Origin of the sequence: Alcaligenes sp. Me129, from assembly GCF_050487245.1 — a bacterium.
Classification (GTDB): domain Bacteria; phylum Pseudomonadota; class Gammaproteobacteria; order Burkholderiales; family Burkholderiaceae_B; genus Alcaligenes; species Alcaligenes phenolicus.
Genome location: NZ_JBKQGX010000001.1, coordinates 311,505 through 331,273 on the forward strand (window position 1 = coordinate 311,505; position 19,769 = coordinate 331,273).

Here is a 19,769-nt window from a genome sequence, read left to right on the forward strand (position 1 = left end):
CAGGTTCCTGACGTGGAAGATCAGCAATTACTGCGCTATGCGCGGCATATTCTGCTCGATGAATTCGGGGTAGAAGCGCAGGAGCGAATTCTGGCTTCTCGCATCCTGGTCGTTGGAGCCGGGGGACTGGGTTCCCCCGTGGTGGCTTATCTGGCGGCCTCGGGTGTGGGCTCCATCATTCTGGTGGATGATGACCAGGTGGAATTGAGCAATCTGCAGCGTCAGATTGCTCACACCACCGATCGTCTGGGCTGGGACAAGGTTGAATCTGCCAAGCTGCATATCGAGCAGCTCAATCCCGAAGTGAAGGTGACACCCGTCGTTCAGCGTCTGGACGAAGCGGGCTTGATGCATTGGGTTCAGCAAGTGGATCTGGTGCTGGATTGCTGCGACAACTTCGCAACCCGCCATGCGATCAACCGTGCCTGCGTGGCATTACGTAAACCTTTGGTGTCAGGTGCAGCGATTCGCTTTTCGGGTCAGGTCAGTACTTACGACTTGCGTCAGCCCGAAGCTCCTTGCTACCACTGTCTGTTCCCTGAAGCGGACGACGTCGAGGAACTGCGTTGCGCTACCACAGGCGTTCTGTCGCCTTTGTTGGGTATGGTGGGCAGTGCGCAGGCGGTCGAAGCCTTGAAGCTGTTAGGCGGCTTCGGAGAGCCTTTGGTGGGCCGTTTGCTAAGTGTGGATGCCTTCAATATGAATTGGCATACCGTACGTTTCCGCAAAGATCCGGCTTGCCCGGTATGCGGTTCAGCGGCTGAACATGCCGATCACGCTTGATCTGTTTCTGATCTCTGCTTCACGACTTCAGGCCATGAGCATGAAAATGGCCTGGCGTGATGCCAAAGCGCCGTCTAAATTGGCGGTGAAAGTAGGATAGATCCGAAAATCCCACTGAATAGGCTATTTGCGCCACCGTGTTGGACGGTGTCTGGCGCAGCAGCTGTGCCGCTGCATCAAGCCGCAGCTGCATTAACTGGGCTGTAAAAGTACTTCCCTGTGCTTTGAACAGTTCCTGAACGGTACGCGGTGCCATACCCAGGTGCTTGGACAGGGCCGCAATATTCAAGGCGGGATCACCTAGTCGATCAGACAGATAGCCCAGTGCATCTTCGTACCGAGCCGCGCTTGGAGCAGGCGGGGCAGAGCGCCGCTCGTTAATGCTCATGGCCAGCAGGTCGCGCAGACAACGCCAGGCCTGATCGTGCTGATTCGCCCGCAAGTCATCGGCAGACAGCAGCAAGCCTTGCAGATAGTGTTCCAGCAAGTGCAGGCTGGCGCCTTGCGCCAGGGGCTGGGCGACCACGTCATTCAAAGGGCCGGTATAGGGCAACAGCCCCTCCAGCGGCAAGCGCAGCGTGGTCATAATGACCTCGTCCACAAAATCCAGTGTGAAGGGGCTAGTGCCTATATTCAGGCTCAGGCTCCCGGCGGGGAGCCATTGCTCACGCCCGTTCTGAATCAGGCGGCAGTGGCCTTGTTGATGCACATTCAAGAACAACCAGGGCTGATCCGTTTGCGGCCTGCTTGTGCTGACCCGATAGGGCTGAGCGGTCAGCCGGTTGATCGCTACCTCCCCCAGACGTTGCGAGCGCAAGGTGCCATGAAAGTTTTGTCCGTAGCACTGCGTTTGCACATGCTGAAAGGACAGTGAAATGGCTTGAGTCCAGAGCTTGGCGCCTTGTCCGGGTGGCAAAGCCTGCGTATCCCAGTGGTAGTTCGTGCTCATGCGTTTTTTTCCGTCTTCTGCGCCATTGTCCAGATTGGGCTGCGCCCCAGTCCACGACACAGAGAGGCATTCGGCTCAAGAATAGTATCTAAGACAGTACTGCATGGTGAGCTATGGCGCACCTCGGTGGCTATCGGGTTTAACCATGAAGGGTGCCCAAAGCGCACCTGGAGACAACACAGGAAAGGAGCAGTCATGACAGAGCAGCTAAAGCAGGTCTACCCCTACATCAACGGACAGGCCTGGAAATCAGAAGGTCAGTTGCATAAGGACTTGGTCAATCCCTATACGGGCAAACCGCTGGCTCGCGTTTTTCTGGCGACCAAGCAGGACATTGAAGAGGCGTTGGCCAGTGCAGAACGTGCACAGCGCATCTGGGGCAAGATGCTGGCCCGTGAACGTGAAGCGATTTTGTGCCGTGCGGCCGACATTGTGGAACGCCGTCGCGACGACATCGTGCGTGTGCTGGTTGAAGAGGGCGGTAACGTCTTTGGCAAGGCCATGTTCGAGTGCGATTACATCGTCAGCACCTTCCGTATTGCCGCCGGTCAGACCCGCGATATTCGGGGTGAAACCATGCCGTCGGACCTGCCAGGGCGTATTTCCATGAGCATTCGTCGTCCTTTGGGCGTGGTGGCTGGGATCGGCCCTTTCAATGCACCTTTGCTGCTCAATGGCAAGAAGCTGGCCCCGGCACTGGCGGCGGGTAACAGCTTCATCCTGAAGCCTTCGCCGCATACGCCTATGGCTGCCTTGATGTTTGCCGAGATTCTGGAAGAAGCCGGTCTGCCTCCCGGTGTGTTGACCGTTTTGCTGACCACCGACGAAGCTCTGGGCGATACCTTGTTCTCTGATCCGCGCGTCAAACTGGTGACTTTCACGGGCTCGGCTCGAGTGGGTCGTATCCTGGCGGATCTGGCTGGTCGCCATCAAAAGCGCATTGTGCTGGAGTTGGGTGGTAAAAGCCCGGTCGTGGTGCTGGATGATGCCACGCTGGATTACGCTGTGCGCTCCGCCGCTTTCGGCATCTATTTCAATCAGGGTCAGGTGTGCATGGCCAACTCGCGCATCATTGTGGAGCAGGGCATTTACGATGCGTTCTGCGAAGCCTTTGCCAAGCAGGTGGCTCGTATTCCTACTGGTGATCCTGCTTTGCCACAAACCGCGGTTGGTCCGCTGATCAATTCCGAACAGGCTGATTTTGTGCAGGCCCACATTCAGGACGCCGTCTCCAAGGGGGCCACCTTGCTGGCAGGTGGCGGCCGCGAAGGCAATGTGATCCAGCCTACGGCCTTGTGCGATGTGACCCCGGACATGCATCTGTACCACGAAGAGACTTTTGGTCCTGTGGCTGCCATCTACAAGGCGCGCGACTACGAGCACGCCCTGGAAATGGCTAATGATACTTCCTACGGCTTATCCTCTGCCATTCTGACCAACGATCTGCAAAAGGCCATGGATTTTGCCGAGCGTATCGAGGCAGGTTCGGTCCACATCAACGACAACTCCTTTGATGATGATCCGAATGCGCCTTTCGGTGGCTTCAAGGACAGTGGCTACGGCAAGGAAAATGGCCGCTACTCGATTGCGGACATGACCGAATTGAAGTGGGTCACCATTCAGCAAGGGGAGCGCCAGCTGGCGTTCTAAGCAGGCCTAGGGACGTGGCCAGTTCTTGACCAGTTGTGCGATGCGGTTGATGCGATGGTCAACATACGGGCTGCGTCCATGATACAGAGCGCTAAATGGAGTGCCTGCGTTATAGATATGGATGGTTTGCATCCCTAACTGGCGGGCACTTTTCAAATTGCGCAGGGTGTCTTCGACCAGAACAATGTCGCGGGCCTGGGATTTCAGCACGGCCAGAGCCTGCTTCATCAATGCCTGAGAGGGCTTGGGGCGATAACGGCCTTGCAGCTGCATATGCTCGATGGCCCATAGCCCGTCAAAGACAGGCAGCAGACTCAGGGCTTTCAAGACGCGCTGTGCGTACTCCAGCGGTGCATTGGTCAGCAGCAGTTTGTAGCCAGGCAGACGGCGCAATTGGTAGGCCAGGCCTGGTTCGGCGCTGATCAGGGAAGGCACGTCAAAGTCGTGAGCGTGTCTCAGGAATGTCGCCGGGTCTGCTCCATGGTGGCGTTGCAGGCCGATCATGGTGGCGCCATAACGCTTCCAGTATTCCAGACGCAGCCGGTCGGCCTCGTCCATATCCACGCCTAGCGTTTGCGCCACGCCGATGCGCATGCGCCCATCAATCGCCTGGAAAATGCCTTTGGAGGCATTGTGCAGGGTGTTATCCAGATCAAACAGCCAGATGGTTTCATCTGGCTGACAGGCTGACAAAGGCCGTGCCCAGGCATGGGCACGGATAGGAGCGCGCACGGATTAGTGCGAGCTGATCATGGTGCCCACACCACGGTCAGTCAGGATTTCCAGCAACAGGCAGTGAGGGACACGGCCATCAATGACATGTACGGAGTTGACGCCATTGCGCGCTGCATCCAGGGCCGAAGAGATCTTGGGCAGCATACCGCCGGAGATGGTGCCATCAGCGAACAGTTCGTCGATGGTCTGAGCTGACAGGCGACGCAACAGTTGACCTGCCTTGTCCAGCACACCGGGAGTGTTGGTCAGCATGACCAGTTTTTCAGCGCTAAGCACTTCGGCCATCTTGCCGGCAACGACGTCGGCATTGATGTTGTAGGCCTGACCGTCCTCACCGTATCCAATTGAGGAGATCACGGGGATGAACTGATCGTCCTGCAGGGCTTTGACCACTTCAGGCTGGATGCTTTCAATATCACCCACAAAACCAATATCCAGCAGCTCGCCAGGATGCTCGGCATCCGGCAGCATTTTCTTGGTAACGCGAATCATGCCACCGTCTTTACCGGTCAGGCCCACGGCCTTGCCACCGGCTTCATTAATCATCATCACGATGTCTTGCTGCACCTGCCCGCCCAGCACCCACTCCACTACTTCCATGGTTTCTGCATCGGTGACACGCATGCCCTGAATAAAGGTGCCTTCTTTGCCCACTCGCTTGAGCGCGTCATTGATCTGGGGGCCGCCACCGTGCACCACAACGGGGTTCAGGCCAACCAGCTTGAGCAAGACGACGTCATGGGCAAAGCTGCGCTGCAACGCTTCTTCAGTCATGGCGTTGCCACCGTATTTGATGACGACGGTCTTGCCGTGGAAACGACGAATATAGGGCAGGGCCTCGGACAAAACTTCTGCTTTGACGGTCGAGGAGTAATTCTGCGAATCTGTGGTGCTCATTGATGCGCTCACTTGAAGAAAACCCGGGTCCACTGCTGGTACCCGGGGTTATGTGGCTGGGGGCAGAAACAGGCTTTTAGCTGCTGGCCAGGGCTTTTTCGACGGTGGCAATGAATTCCTGCTTGTCGTAGTTACCCAGGTAGCGCTTGATGATGTGGCCCTGTTTGTCGAGTAAAAAGGCAGTGGGCGTCAAACGGACGTCCCCAAAAGCCTTGGCGATTTCGCCCTTGTCGTCATGGACAACCGTGAACGGCAGTTGGCGGGATTGGGTAAAGTTGCGCACGTAGTTGATGGGGTCGTGCTTCATGGCCACGGCAACAATATCGAACCCTTTGCCGGACATGGCATTGAAGTTCTCAATGTTGTCAGGCATTTGCGCCACGCAAGTGGTGCAGTCCGTGGCCCAGAACTTCACCAGGACGACCTTGCCTTGCAAGTCTTTGGTTTCAAAGTGCTTGCCATTCAGATCAGTAAAGGCGACATCCGGGGCGCTGGCCTTGGTGCTGCCGGACATGGTCCAGACGCCCAGACCCACGGCAATGGCAACAGCAAGGGCAATGATGACTACTTTTTTCATTGGACGGGCATAACTTCTACAGAGGAGGCGGGCGCAGGCTCAGCTGCAGGGGCCGCTGTGCCAGAACTATTGCTTGGCTGATTATTGGTGCTCAAAGGCTGTGCCAGGCTTTCGGCGCTGACGTATTCAAAGAGCTTGGCTACCTTATTCACGCCAGGGACGCTGGAGGCAGCAATCGCGGCGCGTTCACCTTCTTCGTGAGTGACGCGGCCCAGTAGGTAGACCACGCCACGCTCGGTGGTGGTGGAGATCGTGCGGCTGGGAACGTCTTTGGCGTTCAGCAAGGCGGTGCTGACGCGGGTGGTGATCCAGGAGTCGTTCGAGCGTACGCCCAAGGGGGTAGGTTCACCCACACGCAGTTCGTTGACCACGCGAGTTACCTTATCAACCTTGGAAACCAGGCGAGCAGCTTCCTCCTTGTCGGCCTGGGTAGGCACATCACCCGTCAGCAGGGCAACCCCGGCGTAAGACGTGGTATTGATGCGGCCTTCCTTGTTTTCCAGCAGGCGGCGTGTTTCCGCACCGGCTTTCATGACAATGGTTTTGTCCTCGACCTGCTCGCCCGTAGTGCGGCGGTCGGTAGCGACAACGGCGGTTGTGGCAGCAGCGCCGCCAACTACCAGCAGACCGCAACCGGTCAGCGTAGTGCTGGCCAGCAGGGCGGCCAGAATCAAACGGTGTTTCATAGTGGATCTCCGAGCAGCAGCGCATCAATGCCATCGCACATGGCGTGCAACAGAACAATGTGTACTTCCTGAATACGCATGGTTCGATCGTGCGGGACGCACAGATGGATGTCGGTATCCGAGAGCAGATCGGCAATTTGTCCGCCGCCCTTGCCAGTCAGGGCAATGATGACCATATCGCGCTCGCGAGCCGCTTCGATGGCGCGGATTACGTTTGGCGAATTGCCGCTGGTGGAGATGGCCACCAGAATATCGCCAGTCTGGCCCAAGGCACTGACCTGGCGTTCAAAGATGCTGTCAAAGCCATAGTCATTACCCACCGCCGTCATGATGGAGGTGTCGGTATTCAAGGCAATGCCAGCCAAGGGCAAACGGTCGCGCTCAAAGCGGCCCACCAGCTCAGCAATAAAGTGCTGGGCGTCGGCTGCTGATCCGCCGTTTCCGCAGGCCAGAATCTTGCCGTCGTTGGCCAGGGTGGCAAACAACAGCTCGACAGCGGCGGCCAAAGGTTCGGCCAGTTCGCGTGTGCTGGCTTTGAGAGTATCGACGGAATCGTCGAAATGCGAAGTCATTAAGGCGATAAGGTCCATAGCGCGCATTATCGCACGGAGAATTTCCCCGTGGGGCAGGCAGATCGTGTCATGTTGAAAAAAACGCCACGGTATTGAAACCAGATGCTGTAACAGGGCCGAAATACGGCGCGGCGGTTGAGATTTTTGTATAGGACAGCGTTCTTGTCTGAAAATTCCCAGGGTAGCTTTGCTGCTTTTTATTTTTCAGCGCTGCTCGAAGGCGTTCTGGATCCAGACCAGGGTGTCGTCTTCAATGGCGATAACGTCAAATCGGCAGGCGGGCAGCCTGCCCTGGAAATAGCGCTGGCATAGCGTCGGCAGCCATTGTTGGGCTGTCAGGATCAAGCGCCGTTGCTTGTCCCGGTTTACACTGGCAAGCGCCCCGCCGTAGCCCTTGTGATTGCGCTGGCGCACTTCCAGAAAGACAAGATGATCTTGATGCCACAGAACCAGGTCAATCTCCCCAAAGCGAGCACCCAGTTGACGGGCCAGAATATGGGCACCCTGCGCGGTGACATGATCGCAGGCGCGCTGTTCAGCCTGGTCGCCGCATTGCTGGCTGGGAGAGCGCCGTGGCCTGTCCTTTCTGGCTGCAGGACGACTACGCTGTTTGCGCCGCAGTTGCCGGTTTTGAGCCTGGCGAGCGTATTCAAAGGGATTCATAGGGATACACGATGATCAATAAGCAGGATCAAGCATGAGCGATACCGAAAACCGAACAGGGAATGCCGGCGTCTGGCAAAGCATGATGGACAAGGTGCAAGGCCAGGTCTGGCCACAGTCTTGCCTGTATGTGGTGGCCACGCCCATTGGCAATATGGGAGACCTTAGCCTGCGCGGCTGGCAGGCGCTGGAACTGTGCGACATTATTGCGGCAGAGGATACGCGGGCAACCCGCCCTTTTCTGCAGGCTTGGGGCATACAAACGCCTTTGATGGCGGCGCATCGCCATAACGAGGCCCAAGCCGCTCAGGCAATTATCGAGCGTCTGGAGCAGGGACAGCGAGTGGCCTTGGTATCGGATGCGGGTGCGCCTGCTGTCAGTGACCCCGGTGCTCGTGTCGTACGTTCAGTGCGGGAGGCGGGCTTTCAGGTGATTCCTTTGCCCGGTGCCTCGGCAGTCATTACCGCTCTGATGGGTAGTGGTGCAACCAGTGACGAGAACCCCGCTTTTGCTTTTGCCGGTTTCATGCCGCCCAAAACTGTGGCGCGCCGTAAGTGGCTGCAGCATTGGTCCAGCCTGGGTATGCCGGTATTGATGTTTGAGTCTCCTCACCGTTTGCGTGCGGCCTTGCGCGATATGGAAGAGGTGTGTGGCCCGGAGCGCGAACTGACTTTTGCACGTGAACTCAGCAAGCGTTTTGAGCAAATTCATACCGTGCCTTTGGGGCAGGCCTTGGGCTGGCTGGATGAAGACAGCCACCGCGAGCAGGGTGAATTTGTCCTGATTCTGCATGACGCTGTGCGCGAAGTGGACGAAGATGCGCCTGCGCTGGATGCCACTACAGAGCGCTGGATGAAAGCCTTGCTGGAGCAGGTCTCGCTGCGTGATGCAGCCCGGATTGCCAGCCAGGCGACCGGAATTCCTCGTGATGTTCTGTATGCCTGGGGTCTGGCGAACTCGCCCAAGGACTAGGGCGCCTGGGTTTAGCGAACGGCAACCGAAGGGCTCAAGCCAGTTTGCTGCTGGATACGGTAAGCCGCGTTAATTGCTTCGGTCCGATTCTGATACGGGCCAATTTGTACCCGATACAGATCGTTGTGCATCTGTACTTGGGCATCGCGATACTCTATCTGCGCAATCTGGCGATTCAACTGCTGTGCCAGGGCAGCCGCATTTTCACGGGCAGAAAAAGCGCCAAATTGCAGGTAGACCCGGCTTTGGCCGGACGGGGCCTGCGGCTTGCTGGTGGCAGCGGGTGAGGACTGCACAATCAACTGCTGATCGCTGGCGTCGCTGCTCCAGCTAGGCGAATCGTCCAGCTCCACCTCTATGTCTTGCTCAGACAAGGCGGCCAAGGCGTCCGGCGTGGGCTCCAGCTTTTCGGTAATCACCAGGCTGGATTTGGGGGCCGGAGCGGCGGGAGCCGGCTTGGGAGCCGGAGCCTCGGCAAGTTCAATGTCACCCCGGCCAAAACTGCCACTGCGTATTTCTTCCTGTGTGATGGATTCAACCACCACGGTGCCGCTGCCGGGCGCAATCAAGTCCAGCTTGGCGGCGGCAACGTAGGACAAGTCGATGATGCGTGAGCTATGAAATGGCCCGCGGTCGTTAATACGCACAATGACGGATTTGCCTGTTTTGGGCCGGGTCACGCGGGCATAGCTGGGAATGGGCAAGGTAGGATGCGCCGCCGTCATGGCGTACATATCGTAGGTTTCGCCATTGGCTGTTTTCTTGCCGTGAAACTTGCGTCCATACCAGGAGGCGGTGCCGGTCTGGGTAAAGGCTTTGTGTGAAGTGTGTGGAACAAAGCTTTTGCCGAGCACGGTATAAGGGCGGGTATTGCTGCGGGCGATGGGTTCTATTCGGGGAACTGCGTCGGGGGTGGCTTGAAGATTGGCGGGGATGCGGGCGTCGGGGCCATCGTCCTTGTAGTAGCCTCCGCCTCGGGGAGCTGAAACGGTGGCCCCTGATTTGGCTTTGGGCTTGGCGCGTTTGGGGCTGGAAGCGCATCCAGCCAATAAGGCCAGGATGCTCAGGATGGCGCCTAGTTTGCGTACAGTTGGGCTCATGGGACGGGATTAATGGGCGGTTGATTGCGATGGCGCACCAGCAAGGGGGCGTAATCAGCAAAACGCAGCGCCAGTTGTTCGGTAACGTACACAGAACGGTGCTGACCGCCGGTGCAACCAATGGCGACTGTCAGGTAGTTGCGGGTGTCCTGCATATACAAAGGCAACCAGCGACGTACAAAGCCGGCGATGTCATCCACCATGGTCTCGACGGAACCGAACTGGGCCAGCCATTTGGCTACTGGTTCGTCGCGGCCTGTCATGGGGCGCAGCTCCGGATCGTAGTGAGGGTTGGGCAGGCAGCGAACGTCGAACACCAGATCTGCATCGCCGGGCACGCCACGCTTGTAGGCAAAGGATTCGAAAGTCAGCACCACGCTGGCGCGGTCGGCTTGCACCAGATCCCGAATCCAGGCACGCAATTGGCCAGGGGTCAGGTCGGTAGTGTCGATAATGTGGCCCAGCTCGCGCAAGGGGGCCGTCATTTCACGCTCAACGGCAATACATTCTTCCAGGGAAGGCGAGCGGCCATCCTGACGCAAGCGGTCTGTCAACGGATGACGACGGCGTGACTCCGAGTAACGCTGCATCAGCGTGTGATCGCTGGCGTTCAGGAACAGGACGCGCAGGGAGTAGCCTTCTTCATTCAGTTTGCTGATGACACCGGGAAGGATGTCCAGATCACCGGCGCCGCGCACGTCAATGGCAACGGCCAGCCGCTCCAGCCCTTGTTCGGCAGAGCGCTCGACAAATTCGGCCAGAAATCGGGGTGGCAGGTTGTCGATGCACAGGTAGCCGGTATCCTCCAGCAAGCGCAAGGCAACTGATTTTCCCGAACCGGATATGCCGGTAATCAATACAACTTTCAGCATCGTGGCAAAGGGCTCCGAGTCGCCGCCCGGCGGGCAGCGTTTAGGTGAAACAGGACAAAGCCGTCAAGGCCGTTAAGTGCTAACCAGCCTTTGAGCGCCTAGTCGTCGCGACTATTCATGATAGCCAATGCTTGGCGCTCGATGAAGTCGCCCATGGTATCAATGCCGCGGAAGGCCAGAATGGTGTTGCGCACGGCGGCTTCCACCAGCACGGCCAAGTTCCGGCCTGCGGCCACTTGAAGCATCACGCGTTTGATGTCCACCCCCAGCACTTCCTGGGTCTGGTCCTGTGTAGGCAGCCGCTCGAAGCTGTCGGGGTTGGAGCGAACCAGGTGCACAATTAGTTTAAGCTTCATTCTACGACGAACGGAGGTTTCGCCGAAAATGGTGCGAATGTCCAGTAGTCCCAGCCCGCGTACTTCCAGCAGGTTCTGCAGCAGGGGCGGGCATTGGCCGTCAATCATGTTGGGAGCCGTGCGGGACAGCTCAACCGCATCGTCTGCAACCAGCCCGTGCCCACGGGAGATCAGCTCCAGTGCCAGTTCACTTTTACCCAGACCGGATTCGCCGGTAATTAGCACGCCCAGACCCAGCACATCCATGAACACGCCATGCATGGTGGTTTTGGGGGCCAGACGTTTGCCCAGGTAGATGCGCAGCAAATCGATCAGTTGGGCCGCATCGATAGGGGTGTAGAGCAGCGGCACCCCTTGGGTTTCGCAAAACTGGATCAGATCGTCGGGCGCAACGGCGTCGTTGGCAATGAACAGGGCAGGAACACCGCCTTGCCTGAGATCATCCAGATGATGCAGGCGACGTTTGACGTCAAAGCGGTTGTAAAAAGAGAGTTCTTCAGGACCGAAAACCTGAATGCGGCCAGGGTGGATCAGGTTCAGGTGGCCGACCAAATCCGCGGCAGAGGCGCCAAGATCGGGGATGGGGCGTTGGGCAGCTTGTTTTCCGGCTGCCCAGCTTACCTCGAGCTTGTCATGATTATCATTGACCAGTTCTTGAACTGTCAGCATCGGGGTGTTCCGCGTTGAGATCAGGGGTCTGGGTCAGGAGTTGGTGGATTTGAACAGGGTCCGTTTCCTGGGCCAGCGCCTGGCGGATGTCCTGATCGGCCATCAAACGGGCGATCTCGGCCAACAGGTCCAGGTGAATTTGAGTAGCCGTTTCGGGAACCAGCAAAAAGAACAGCAAGCTGGCGGTACGACCGTCGCTGGCATCAAAACGCACCGGTTCGGCCAAGCGCATGAAAACGGCACAAGGCTCCTTCAAGTCCTTGATGCGGCCATGCGGGACGGCTACGTCGTGGCCAAGGGCAGTGGAGCCCAGACGCTCGCGAGCGATCAGGCTATGGAAAACGGCTGTCCGGGCAATGCCGTGATGGTTCTCGAAAATCAGTCCGGCTTGTTCAAAAGCGCGCTTCTTGCTGGTAACAGCAAGATCCAGAACCACGTTGGACAAAGGCAAAATACGCGACAAGAGATTCATGACGGCCATTATAGGGGGGAATGTTTTTTAGCTAAACATTTTTTGGATGGCTAACAACAGGCGGACACTGTGCCAAGAAACACAAAACCCCGAACTTCTGAAAGAACGGGGTTTGTCGGCAGGCGGCTATGCCTGCTGTAACAGTTCGGCGTGATCAGGCTGCCGGAACTTCGAGCCGCTTGGCGGGCTCATGCGCATGGCTGTTTGCCTTTTCCTTGTATTTCAGAATCTGGCGGTCGATCTTGTCGGCTAGCAGATCGATGGCGGCATACAAGTTTTCGTCTGAAGAGGCGCAGTGTATATCTTTGCCGGGGACACGGACGGTCACTTCGGCATTGTGCTTCAGGCGTTCAATGGAAAGCATAACCTGCGAGTCAACCACGTTGTCGAAGTGCTTTTCAATTCGACCAATTTTGCTTTTGACGTAGTCGCGAATGGCAGGAGTTATGTCAAGATTACGGCCAGTGATGTTAAGGCTCATATAGGCTCTCCGTAGTAGTCAAACAACATGTTTCAGAGGGGGGAATATCTTCGTGTTTAGCCTCCTTACTACTGATCTTGGATATTCCAGTATACCTATATGTTGGTCAGATAACATGACCTGGATCAATCTGCGGTGTGCAGGAAAACCCTTGCTCCGACAGGCCCCGTTACAGGGCCACAAGTCGGCTTACATTCGGAAGTTCGAGCCCAGGTAAACCTTGCGCACGGCTTCGTTATCGATGATCTCGGACGGGTGCCCGCTGGTCAGTACCGTGCCTTCGCTGATGATGTAGGCGCGGTCACAGATGCCCAGGGTTTCACGCACGTTGTGATCGGTAATCAGCACGCCAATATTGCGGCCTTTCAGAAATTGCACAATGCGCTGGATTTCAATCACGGCGATCGGGTCCACCCCGGCAAAGGGTTCGTCCAGCAGAATGAAACGGGGGTTGCTGGCGAGCGCTCGGGCAATTTCTACGCGGCGGCGCTCGCCACCAGACAGGGATAGGGCGGTATTTTGACGAATGTGCGCAATTTGCAGCTCGCTGATCAAGGTTTCCAGGCGCTCGTTGATGTCGTTCCTGCTGATGCTGCGGCCGTTATCGTCCAGTTGCAGCTCCAGCACAGCGCGGATGTTTTCTTCAACCGTCAGGCGGCGAAAGACGGAAGCATCCTGGGGCAGATAGGACAGGCCCAGCCGTGCCCGCTTGTGCATGGGCATGGCGGTAATGGGCGTGCCATCAATTTCAATACGGCCTGCATCGGCGGGCACAATGCCCACAATCATATAGAAGCTGGTGGTTTTACCAGCCCCGTTCGGGCCTAGCAGGCCCACCACTTCGCCGCTTTCCACATTCAAAGAAACATCCTGCACGACCGTACGTTTGCCGTAGGTCTTGCGCAGTCCCTGGGCAATCAGACTGCCTTTGGTCGAGTGGCTGGCGCGAGTAGGGGTAGACGGGTTGTTAGAAGCAACCATGATTCAAGGGGGTCCGGGCTATTTGCGGGGGGAGGACTTGCGTTGGCATTCGGCCAGAGCAGCATCGGCATTGGCGCGTGGGCGGGCCACAGAGCGGACCCGGCCATCACGTGTGGCGGAGTCCGAGCCACCAAAGGCTTGGTACGTGCCATCTTTTTGGCGGTAGATAATGCGCTGGCCCTGGACAGAGTCCTGCAGCTTGCCGCAAACATAACGATTGACGACTGCCTTGCCAATCAGCTCGACCTCTTCGGTTTTGCCGTTGTAAATAGCTCGGACACCTTCGGCGACCATCAGTTCAAACTTGGCCGGGTCTTCCTGACGAATCGTCACGCGGGCGCGCTCGCTGACCGTGGCCGTGCCGTGCTGGAAACCTTCCGCATCTTGCTCGATCGCCAACTGGTCTGCCATCAAGGTCATGGCGCCACGGGTCAGGATGATGTTGCCTTTGTAAATGGTCTGCTTGGCAATATCGTCGTAAGTCAGGGTATCGGACAGCACGGAGGTGTCCGGTTCGGCGGCAGCAGAGGCAGCCGCTTGGGCCAGAGCAGGGGCCGTAGGCAGCAAAGCCAGGCTGGCAGTGCTCAGGCACAGGGCCAGGGCACCACGCAAAAGGCTAAGAGAGAGCTTGGGCTTGTGGCCCAGGCGGGCGCTGTCAGGCGTGGTCATGGAGGGGAATCCTTAGAGCTATTGGAAGAACGCGCTTTTTGTGTTTGTTGGCCAGAGATTTTAACGTCGGATTCCGACATGACGTTCAATTGGCGAACGCGATTATCGTAACGCATCCCGGTACCGCGCATGGTGGATTGGCCGTTGACGACCAGGGCCGGTTCGTTGGTGTACACCACGTCCTCTTCGGGCAGGATGATCAGCACTTCGCTGCGCACGTCCATCGCCTCGTCATCAGGTGTGGCCTGGCGGTGAATATGGGCATTGCCTTTCATGGTGATGGTGTCCCCGCCTGCATTCATGTGTGCCGTGTCGGAAGTGGCAATGGTCAGGGGCGAATCGGCCCGGTTGCTGACCGCGCGTGGGGAAGTAATGTCGTGCGAGTCGTCATCCGGGTAGTGATAGGCAATCTTGCCATCCAGCCGGCTGATGGCCATCCCGGTCTGGTCGGAGCTGATCATGGTGAAGTCGCGCGCCCAGGAGTCGGGTTCGTGGGTAATGCGGCGCGGCGGGTCAATGGCGACCGAGCTTTGGGTGTAATCGACCGCCCACAGCGTTGCCAGTACCAGCAAGGTCAGCAACAACAGGGAAATGACGGTGGGTAGACGGTCACGCATGATTACTGGATGACTCCCGTGGTCTTCAAAGGACCACCTGTAATAAAGGGCGCAAGGCGACCCTGGGAGGCCAGGATGGCATCACAGCATTCGCGCACTGCGCCGTGGCCGGCGGGCTGTGTGGCTACCCAGCTGGCAATTTGACTGATATAGAAGGGGGCTTCAGGCACGCTGGCGGAAAAACCCACGCGCTGCATGGCGGGCAAGTCGATCAGATCGTCACCCATATATCCCACTTCACTTAGGGACAGGCCGTTTTCCTGAGCCAGTTGGGTCAGGATGCCAATTTTGTCGCGTACGCCCTGGTAAACAAAAGGAATGCCCAGTTCGGCAGCGCGACGCGATACGATGCCGCTTTCGCGTCCGGTAATCAGGGCGACATGAATGCCGCTTTCGCCCAGCATGCGTAAACCGTGGCCGTCCAGAGCGTGAAAGCTCTTGAACTCCTCGCCGTTCGCGCTGTACCACAGGCGTCCGTCGGTCAGCACGCCGTCCACGTCAAACACCATCATGCGCAACTGACGTAATTGGGTGCGCACGTTCTCGGGCAGCTTGGCCAGAATTTGAGCTTCAGCGGGATGGAGCGGGATGGTGGGCGTATTCATCATGATCAGATTACCTTTGCAGCCAACAAGTCGTGCATGTGCAGAGCTCCCAATAGTAGCCCGTTTGTGTCCAATACCAGCATTTGGCTGATACGCAGGGCATCCATTTGCTCGGCTGCTTCAATGGCCAGGGCTTCGGCGGCAATGCTGCGCGGTTCGCGCGACATGCCCTCAGATACTGGCAGATTGCGTATATCGCCGGCACGAGCAATCAGGCGGCGCAGGTCGCCATCGGTGAACATTCCAACGGGGTGGCCTTGTGCGTCCGTGACAATAGTCATGCCCATGCCTTTGCTGGACATTTCTATCAGGGCATCGGGAATCAGGGTCTCGGGGGAGACGATAGGCAGTTGTTCGCCGCTGCGCATGATGTCGCGCACAAACGTCAGTAGTTGACGGCCCAGCGCACCACCGGGGTGGGAGCGGGCGAAGTCTTCGCGGCTAAAGCCTCGTGCTTCCAGGCAGGCAACGGCCAGTGCATCGCCTAATACCAAGGCGGCTGTGGTACTGGCCGTGGGAGCCAGGTTGAGTGGGCAGGCTTCATGTTCTACATGGGCATCCAGATGCAGGTCGGCATTTTGGGCCAGTTCGGACTGGGCATTGCCGGTGATCGCAATCAGTTTGGCGCCCATGCGGCGCAGCACAGTCAGCACCGTGACCAGTTCCTGGGCCTGCCCAGAGTAGGAAATGGCAATGACCACGTCCTGCTTGGTAATCATGCCCAGGTCGCCGTGCAAGGCTTCGGCAGCGTGCATGAAAAAAGCGGGAGTGCCGGTCGAGGCCAAGGTAGCCGCGATCTTGCGCGCTACGTGGCCGGACTTGCCTATGCCGGTCACCACCACACGGCCCTGACAGTGCACGAGCAGTTTGGTGGCTTCTACAAAACTTTGGTCCAGACGCCCGCCCAGCGCTTGTAACGCGTCAACTTCAATGGCGAAGGTGCGTTGTGCCGAGGACAGGATATGTGCGGGGTCTAAAAGTGCCGGTGTATTCATGGCGAAATTGTAAACGTGAAGTGTCTGCTTGGCATGTAGATTTGCAGGAGGCAAATTGTAAGGTCAGATGGCCTTGGACCAGTGGCAAGCCGAATAGTTTAGGGTTAAGATACGTCTTGTTTTGTAATTTCAGTAATTACTGAAAATTCAGGAAGCCATGAATCTAGGACCACAGGCAGAGCGTTTTATTCTGCACTTTGGGGAGATGGGCGGGCGCTGGGGGGTCAACCGGACGGTGGGCCAGATCTATGCGCTGCTGTTCATTGCCCCCGAAGCCCTCCACGCCGACGAGATCGCTGAAACGCTAGGCATCTCCCGCTCCAATGTCAGCATGAGCTTGCGCGAGTTGCAGTCCTGGCGACTGGTCAACATGACGCACAAGATTGGCGAGCGCCGCGAATACTTTGAATCCCCCAAGGATGTATGGGATATTTTCCGTACTTTGGTGGAGGAAAAGCGTAAGCGCGAGATTGATCCCACATTGACCTTATTGCGAAGTATCCTAATGGAAGCGCCCGTCAATGACGAAGAGGAATATGGGCAGCAGCGCATTAACGAAATGCTGGAATTGATCGAGTTGGCTTGTGGTTGGTTTGACGAGGTTCATCATTTACCGCCCGAAACCCTGCAAAATCTGATGCGTTTAGGTAGCAAAGTTCAGAAAGTGCTGGGGTTCGCCGGGAAGATTCGCAAAGCTGATCAAACTGGGGGTCGTCATGATTGATCTGGATGTCGTTACCTTGTCGCGGTTGCAATTTGCTTCCACCGCGATGTTCCACTTTTTATTTGTTCCCTTGACGCTGGGCCTGTCTTTTTTGCTGGCCATTATGGAAAGCGTCTATGTCATGACGGGCAAGGCCATCTGGCGCCGCATGATCAAGTTCTGGGGCGTACTCTTTGGCATTAACTTTGCCCTGGGTGTCGCAACCGGGATTGTGATGGAGTTTCAGTTCGGTATGAACTGGGCCTATTACAGTCACTATGTAGGCGATATTTTCGGCGCACCGCTAGCCATTGAAGGTTTGATGGCTTTTTTCCTGGAAGCAACCTTTGTCGGCCTGTTCTTTTTCGGCTGGGATCGCCTCTCCAAGCTGGGACACCTGATTGTTACCTGGCTGGTTGCCATCGGTACCAACCTGTCGGCCCTATGGATTCTGGTCGCTAACGGCTGGATGCAAAACCCGGTCGGTGCCATCTTCAACCCCCACACCATGCGTATGGAAATGACCGACTTTGCCGAGGTCATTCTCAATCCCGTTGCGCAAGCCAAAGTTGTTCATACCGTTAGTGCCGGCTATGTCCTGGGTGCCATGTTCGTGATGGGCATCAGTGCCTGGTACTTGCTGCGTGGTCGCCATATTGATCTGGCCAAGCGCTCGATGACGGTAGCGGCCAGTTTCGGCTTGGCAGCGTCCCTGTCCGTGGTGGTGCTGGGTGATGAAAGTGGTTACCTGACTACTGAACACCAGCAAATGAAGATTGCAGCCATGGAATCCATGTGGGAAACCGAGGAAGCCCCTGCCAGTTTCAATCTTTTGGCCTGGCCTGATCAGGAAGCCCGTGAAAATCGCTTTGCCGTGGAAATTCCATGGGTGATGGGTTTGATCGGTACACGCTCAGTCAGTACCCCCATGCTGGGCATTAATGAACTGGTCGAACATGCCAAGATTCGTATTGCCAATGGCTTGCGCGCTTACGAGGCACTGCAGCTGGTGCGCGCTGATGACAGCAATATTGAGGCCCGCCGCGTCTTTGACAATAACTGGAAAGACCTGGGCTATGCCTTGCTGCTCAAGCGTTATACGGACGACATTACCAAAGCCGATACCGAGACCATCGCCCAGGCTGCCTGGGATACGGTGCCACAGGTTGCACCCCTGTTCTGGAGCTTCCGTGTGATGGTGGCGCTGGGGCTGTACTTCATCCTGTTCTTTGGCGTGGCTTTTGTGCTGGCATCGCGTGACCGACTGCAACGTCACCCGCGCTTGCTTAAAGCAGCGGTCTGGAGCATTCCCCTGCCTTGGATTGCGATCGAATGTGGCTGGTTTGTGGCCGAGTTCGGACGTCAGCCCTGGGCGATTGAAGGTGTCTTGCCTACCTACTATGCGGCCTCTGGTCTGTCCTTTGTGGACTTGATGATCAGTATGACCATCTTCCTGTTGCTCTATACCACCTTGGCGGTGATTGGCATCAAGGTCATGTTGCACTCGGTGCGTAAAGGGCCGGACGAGGCTGGCGAGACCGCCACACCTTCCGCTTTGTCTTATGGTTCGCGCAACGCTCCGTTGCTGCGCGGTTAAGGAGGGGGAACCATCATGGAAAATTTGATTCTTCTCGATTACGACACCTTGCGCATCATCTGGTGGTTGCTGCTGGGCGTTTTGTTGGCGGCATTTGCCATCATGGACGGGGCCGACCTGGGTGTGGCCATGGTGCTGCCGCTGGTTGCTCGCACTGATGATGAGCGGCGCACGCTGTACAACGTAATTGGCCCGGTCTGGGAAGGTAACCAGGTTTGGTTGATCGTGGCCGGTGGTGTGGCCTTTGCGGCCTGGCCCTTGCTGTATGCCATGGCTTTCTCGGGCTTTTATCTGGCCATGATGTTGCTTTTGGTCGCCTTGATTGTTCGCCCGGTGGCCATCAAGTACCGCAGCAAGCTCAGCTCGTCGCGCTGGCGTCGTAACTGGGATGCGATCTGGACCGCCTCCGGTCTGGTTTGTGCTCTGGTGTTTGGTGTGGCTATTGGGAACGTGATGCTGGGCGTACCTTTCGGCTTTGACGAGACCACGCTGCGTCCCATGTACCAAGGCAACTTCTTCGGTCTGTTCCAGCCCTTTGCCATTCTGTGCGGTTTGCTCAGCGTTCTGATGCTGGCTTTCCAAGGTGCGGTGGTTGTTGCCTGGAAGGGCAGTGATCATGTGGCTCGTCGTGCGCGTGCCTGGGCCATGCCTTTGGGCCTGCTGTCCATTGTGGCTTTTGCTGCCGGCGGCTGGTGGATCAGTGCCATGAATGGCTATAGCATGCCTTGGCCCGAGGCGGCCCACGCCATGTCCAACCCGATTGGCAAGACGGTCGATATGGTTGAAGGTGCCTGGTTGGCTAACTATCGTACCTGGCCTGCCTTGTGGGCAGCCCCCATTGTCGGTTTTGCGGGCTTGCTGTTCGGTGCCTTGCTGGCTGGTCGTGGTCGCGGCTTGTTGGCTCTGCTGTTCTCGTCCTTGGCACTGGCTGGCATCATCCTGACTTTTGGTTTTGCCGTCTTCCCATTCCTGCTGCCTTCGTCCTTGAACCCCGGTTCCAGCCTGACCCTGTTTGATGCCTCTGCCAGTCATCTGACCTTGTGGATCATGCTGCTGGTGACACTGGTGTTCCTGCCCATCATCGTGCTCTATACCTCCTGGGTGTATAGCGTAATGCGTGGCAAGGTGTCGGTTGCCAGCATGAAAGATTCTTCTCATTCTTACTAA

Annotated in this window: 23 protein-coding genes; 6 read left to right on the top strand and 17 right to left on the bottom strand. The window is 57.2% G+C overall.

Going from position 1 to position 19,769, the window contains the following annotated elements; genetic code table 11:
* Window positions 1–12: 12 nt before the first annotated feature.
* Window positions 13–783 (top strand): HesA/MoeB/ThiF family protein, encoded by a 771-nt coding sequence (locus ACLPGZ_RS01430; protein ID WP_035270273.1) that lies wholly within the window; start codon window positions 13–15, stop codon window positions 781–783.
* A gap of 19 nt (window positions 784–802) precedes the next feature.
* On the opposite strand, the gene ACLPGZ_RS01435 is transcribed toward ACLPGZ_RS01430, so the two are convergent.
* Window positions 803–1,732 carry an AraC family transcriptional regulator gene (locus tag ACLPGZ_RS01435; RefSeq protein ID WP_239054712.1) on the bottom strand — a complete coding sequence of 310 codons (930 nt, stop codon included), beginning with the start codon at window positions 1,730–1,732 and terminating at the stop codon, window positions 803–805.
* Between the two features lie 195 nt (window positions 1,733–1,927).
* On the opposite strand from ACLPGZ_RS01435, the gene ACLPGZ_RS01440 reads away from it, so the two are divergent.
* Window positions 1,928–3,382 carry an aldehyde dehydrogenase family protein gene (locus ACLPGZ_RS01440; protein ID WP_239054711.1) on the top strand — a complete coding sequence of 485 codons (1,455 nt, stop codon included), beginning with the start codon at window positions 1,928–1,930 and terminating at the stop codon, window positions 3,380–3,382.
* A 6-nt stretch (window positions 3,383–3,388) separates the two neighbouring features.
* Here the strand turns inward: ACLPGZ_RS01440 and ACLPGZ_RS01445 are convergent, their stop codons facing one another.
* The 6 genes from ACLPGZ_RS01445 to ACLPGZ_RS01470 all read right to left on the bottom strand — a co-directional run bounded on the left by ACLPGZ_RS01445 (window position 3,389) and on the right by ACLPGZ_RS01470 (window position 7,512).
* Entirely contained in the window at window positions 3,389–4,114 is a 726-nt protein-coding gene (locus ACLPGZ_RS01445) for a pyrimidine 5'-nucleotidase (RefSeq protein WP_088451986.1), read from the bottom strand.
* Window positions 4,115–4,117: 3 nt separating this feature from the next.
* Window positions 4,118–5,014 carry an acetylglutamate kinase gene (gene argB, locus ACLPGZ_RS01450; protein WP_009458643.1) on the bottom strand — a complete coding sequence of 299 codons (897 nt, stop codon included), beginning with the start codon at window positions 5,012–5,014 and terminating at the stop codon, window positions 4,118–4,120.
* A gap of 76 nt (window positions 5,015–5,090) precedes the next feature.
* Window positions 5,091–5,591, bottom strand: a complete 501-nt coding sequence (locus tag ACLPGZ_RS01455; protein ID WP_021447175.1) for a peroxiredoxin family protein — start codon at window positions 5,589–5,591, stop codon at window positions 5,091–5,093.
* Window positions 5,588–6,277, bottom strand: coding sequence for a BON domain-containing protein (locus ACLPGZ_RS01460; RefSeq protein ID WP_239054710.1), 690 nt, complete (start codon window positions 6,275–6,277; stop codon window positions 5,588–5,590). Before ACLPGZ_RS01460 ends, ACLPGZ_RS01455 begins: the two co-directional genes overlap by 4 nt.
* Complete coding sequence (locus ACLPGZ_RS01465; RefSeq protein WP_009458645.1) at window positions 6,274–6,867, bottom strand: phosphoheptose isomerase; 594 nt, start codon at window positions 6,865–6,867, stop codon at window positions 6,274–6,276. The genes ACLPGZ_RS01460 and ACLPGZ_RS01465 overlap by 4 nt, the downstream gene beginning before the upstream one ends.
* Window positions 6,868–7,053: 186 nt before the next feature.
* Complete coding sequence (locus ACLPGZ_RS01470) at window positions 7,054–7,512, bottom strand: YraN family protein (RefSeq protein ID WP_239054709.1); 459 nt, start codon at window positions 7,510–7,512, stop codon at window positions 7,054–7,056.
* Between the two features lie 34 nt (window positions 7,513–7,546).
* Between ACLPGZ_RS01470 and rsmI the strand changes: the two genes are divergently transcribed.
* Window positions 7,547–8,485: a 16S rRNA (cytidine(1402)-2'-O)-methyltransferase gene (gene rsmI, locus ACLPGZ_RS01475; protein ID WP_035270288.1), complete on the top strand. Its 939-nt coding sequence runs from the start codon at window positions 7,547–7,549 to the stop codon at window positions 8,483–8,485.
* 11 nt (window positions 8,486–8,496) lie between these two features.
* Here rsmI and ACLPGZ_RS01480 read toward each other — a convergent pair whose 3' ends face one another.
* The 10 genes from ACLPGZ_RS01480 to ACLPGZ_RS01525 form a co-directional block, all read right to left on the bottom strand.
* Complete coding sequence (locus ACLPGZ_RS01480) at window positions 8,497–9,585, bottom strand: septal ring lytic transglycosylase RlpA family protein (RefSeq protein WP_035270291.1); 1,089 nt, start codon at window positions 9,583–9,585, stop codon at window positions 8,497–8,499.
* The gene (gene rapZ, locus ACLPGZ_RS01485) at window positions 9,582–10,457 is read right to left on the bottom strand and encodes an RNase adapter RapZ (protein ID WP_009458649.1); all 876 of its coding nucleotides are present in this window, start codon (window positions 10,455–10,457) and stop codon (window positions 9,582–9,584) included. Before rapZ ends, ACLPGZ_RS01480 begins: the two co-directional genes overlap by 4 nt.
* A 98-nt stretch (window positions 10,458–10,555) precedes the next feature.
* Window positions 10,556–11,482: an HPr(Ser) kinase/phosphatase gene (gene hprK / locus ACLPGZ_RS01490; RefSeq protein WP_009458650.1), complete on the bottom strand. Its 927-nt coding sequence runs from the start codon at window positions 11,480–11,482 to the stop codon at window positions 10,556–10,558.
* A complete protein-coding gene (locus ACLPGZ_RS01495; RefSeq protein ID WP_051316301.1) occupies window positions 11,454–11,954 on the bottom strand; it encodes a PTS sugar transporter subunit IIA in 501 nt (166 codons plus the stop codon). Before ACLPGZ_RS01495 ends, hprK begins: the two co-directional genes overlap by 29 nt.
* 154 nt (window positions 11,955–12,108) lie before the next feature.
* Entirely contained in the window at window positions 12,109–12,435 is a 327-nt protein-coding gene (gene hpf, locus ACLPGZ_RS01500) for a ribosome hibernation-promoting factor, HPF/YfiA family (protein WP_009458652.1), read from the bottom strand.
* A 189-nt stretch (window positions 12,436–12,624) separates the two neighbouring features.
* Complete coding sequence (lptB, locus tag ACLPGZ_RS01505) at window positions 12,625–13,416, bottom strand: LPS export ABC transporter ATP-binding protein (protein WP_088451994.1); 792 nt, start codon at window positions 13,414–13,416, stop codon at window positions 12,625–12,627.
* Window positions 13,417–13,434: 18 nt separating this feature from the next.
* Window positions 13,435–14,085, bottom strand: coding sequence for a lipopolysaccharide transport periplasmic protein LptA (gene lptA, locus ACLPGZ_RS01510; protein ID WP_060185341.1), 651 nt, complete (start codon window positions 14,083–14,085; stop codon window positions 13,435–13,437).
* Entirely contained in the window at window positions 14,082–14,702 is a 621-nt protein-coding gene (gene lptC, locus ACLPGZ_RS01515) for an LPS export ABC transporter periplasmic protein LptC (protein ID WP_009458655.1), read from the bottom strand. Before lptC ends, lptA begins: the two co-directional genes overlap by 4 nt.
* Before the next feature lie 2 nt (window positions 14,703–14,704).
* Window positions 14,705–15,310, bottom strand: coding sequence for a KdsC family phosphatase (locus ACLPGZ_RS01520; RefSeq protein WP_239054708.1), 606 nt, complete (start codon window positions 15,308–15,310; stop codon window positions 14,705–14,707).
* 2 nt (window positions 15,311–15,312) lie between these two features.
* On the bottom strand, window positions 15,313–16,302 hold the full coding sequence (locus ACLPGZ_RS01525; protein ID WP_021447172.1) for a KpsF/GutQ family sugar-phosphate isomerase: 990 nt from the start codon (window positions 16,300–16,302) through the stop codon (window positions 15,313–15,315).
* A gap of 157 nt (window positions 16,303–16,459) precedes the next feature.
* Here ACLPGZ_RS01525 and ACLPGZ_RS01530 point away from each other — a divergent pair, with 157 nt between their 5' ends.
* The 3 genes from ACLPGZ_RS01530 to cydB are packed head-to-tail and all read left to right on the top strand — an operon-like array spanning window position 16,460 to window position 19,769.
* Window positions 16,460–17,026: a GbsR/MarR family transcriptional regulator gene (locus tag ACLPGZ_RS01530; protein WP_009458660.1), complete on the top strand. Its 567-nt coding sequence runs from the start codon at window positions 16,460–16,462 to the stop codon at window positions 17,024–17,026.
* Complete coding sequence (locus ACLPGZ_RS01535) at window positions 17,019–18,602, top strand: cytochrome ubiquinol oxidase subunit I (RefSeq protein ID WP_429640951.1); 1,584 nt, start codon at window positions 17,019–17,021, stop codon at window positions 18,600–18,602. Before ACLPGZ_RS01530 ends, ACLPGZ_RS01535 begins: the two co-directional genes overlap by 8 nt.
* 15 nt (window positions 18,603–18,617) lie before the next feature.
* Complete coding sequence (gene cydB, locus ACLPGZ_RS01540) at window positions 18,618–19,769, top strand: cytochrome d ubiquinol oxidase subunit II (RefSeq protein WP_035270300.1); 1,152 nt, start codon at window positions 18,618–18,620, stop codon at window positions 19,767–19,769.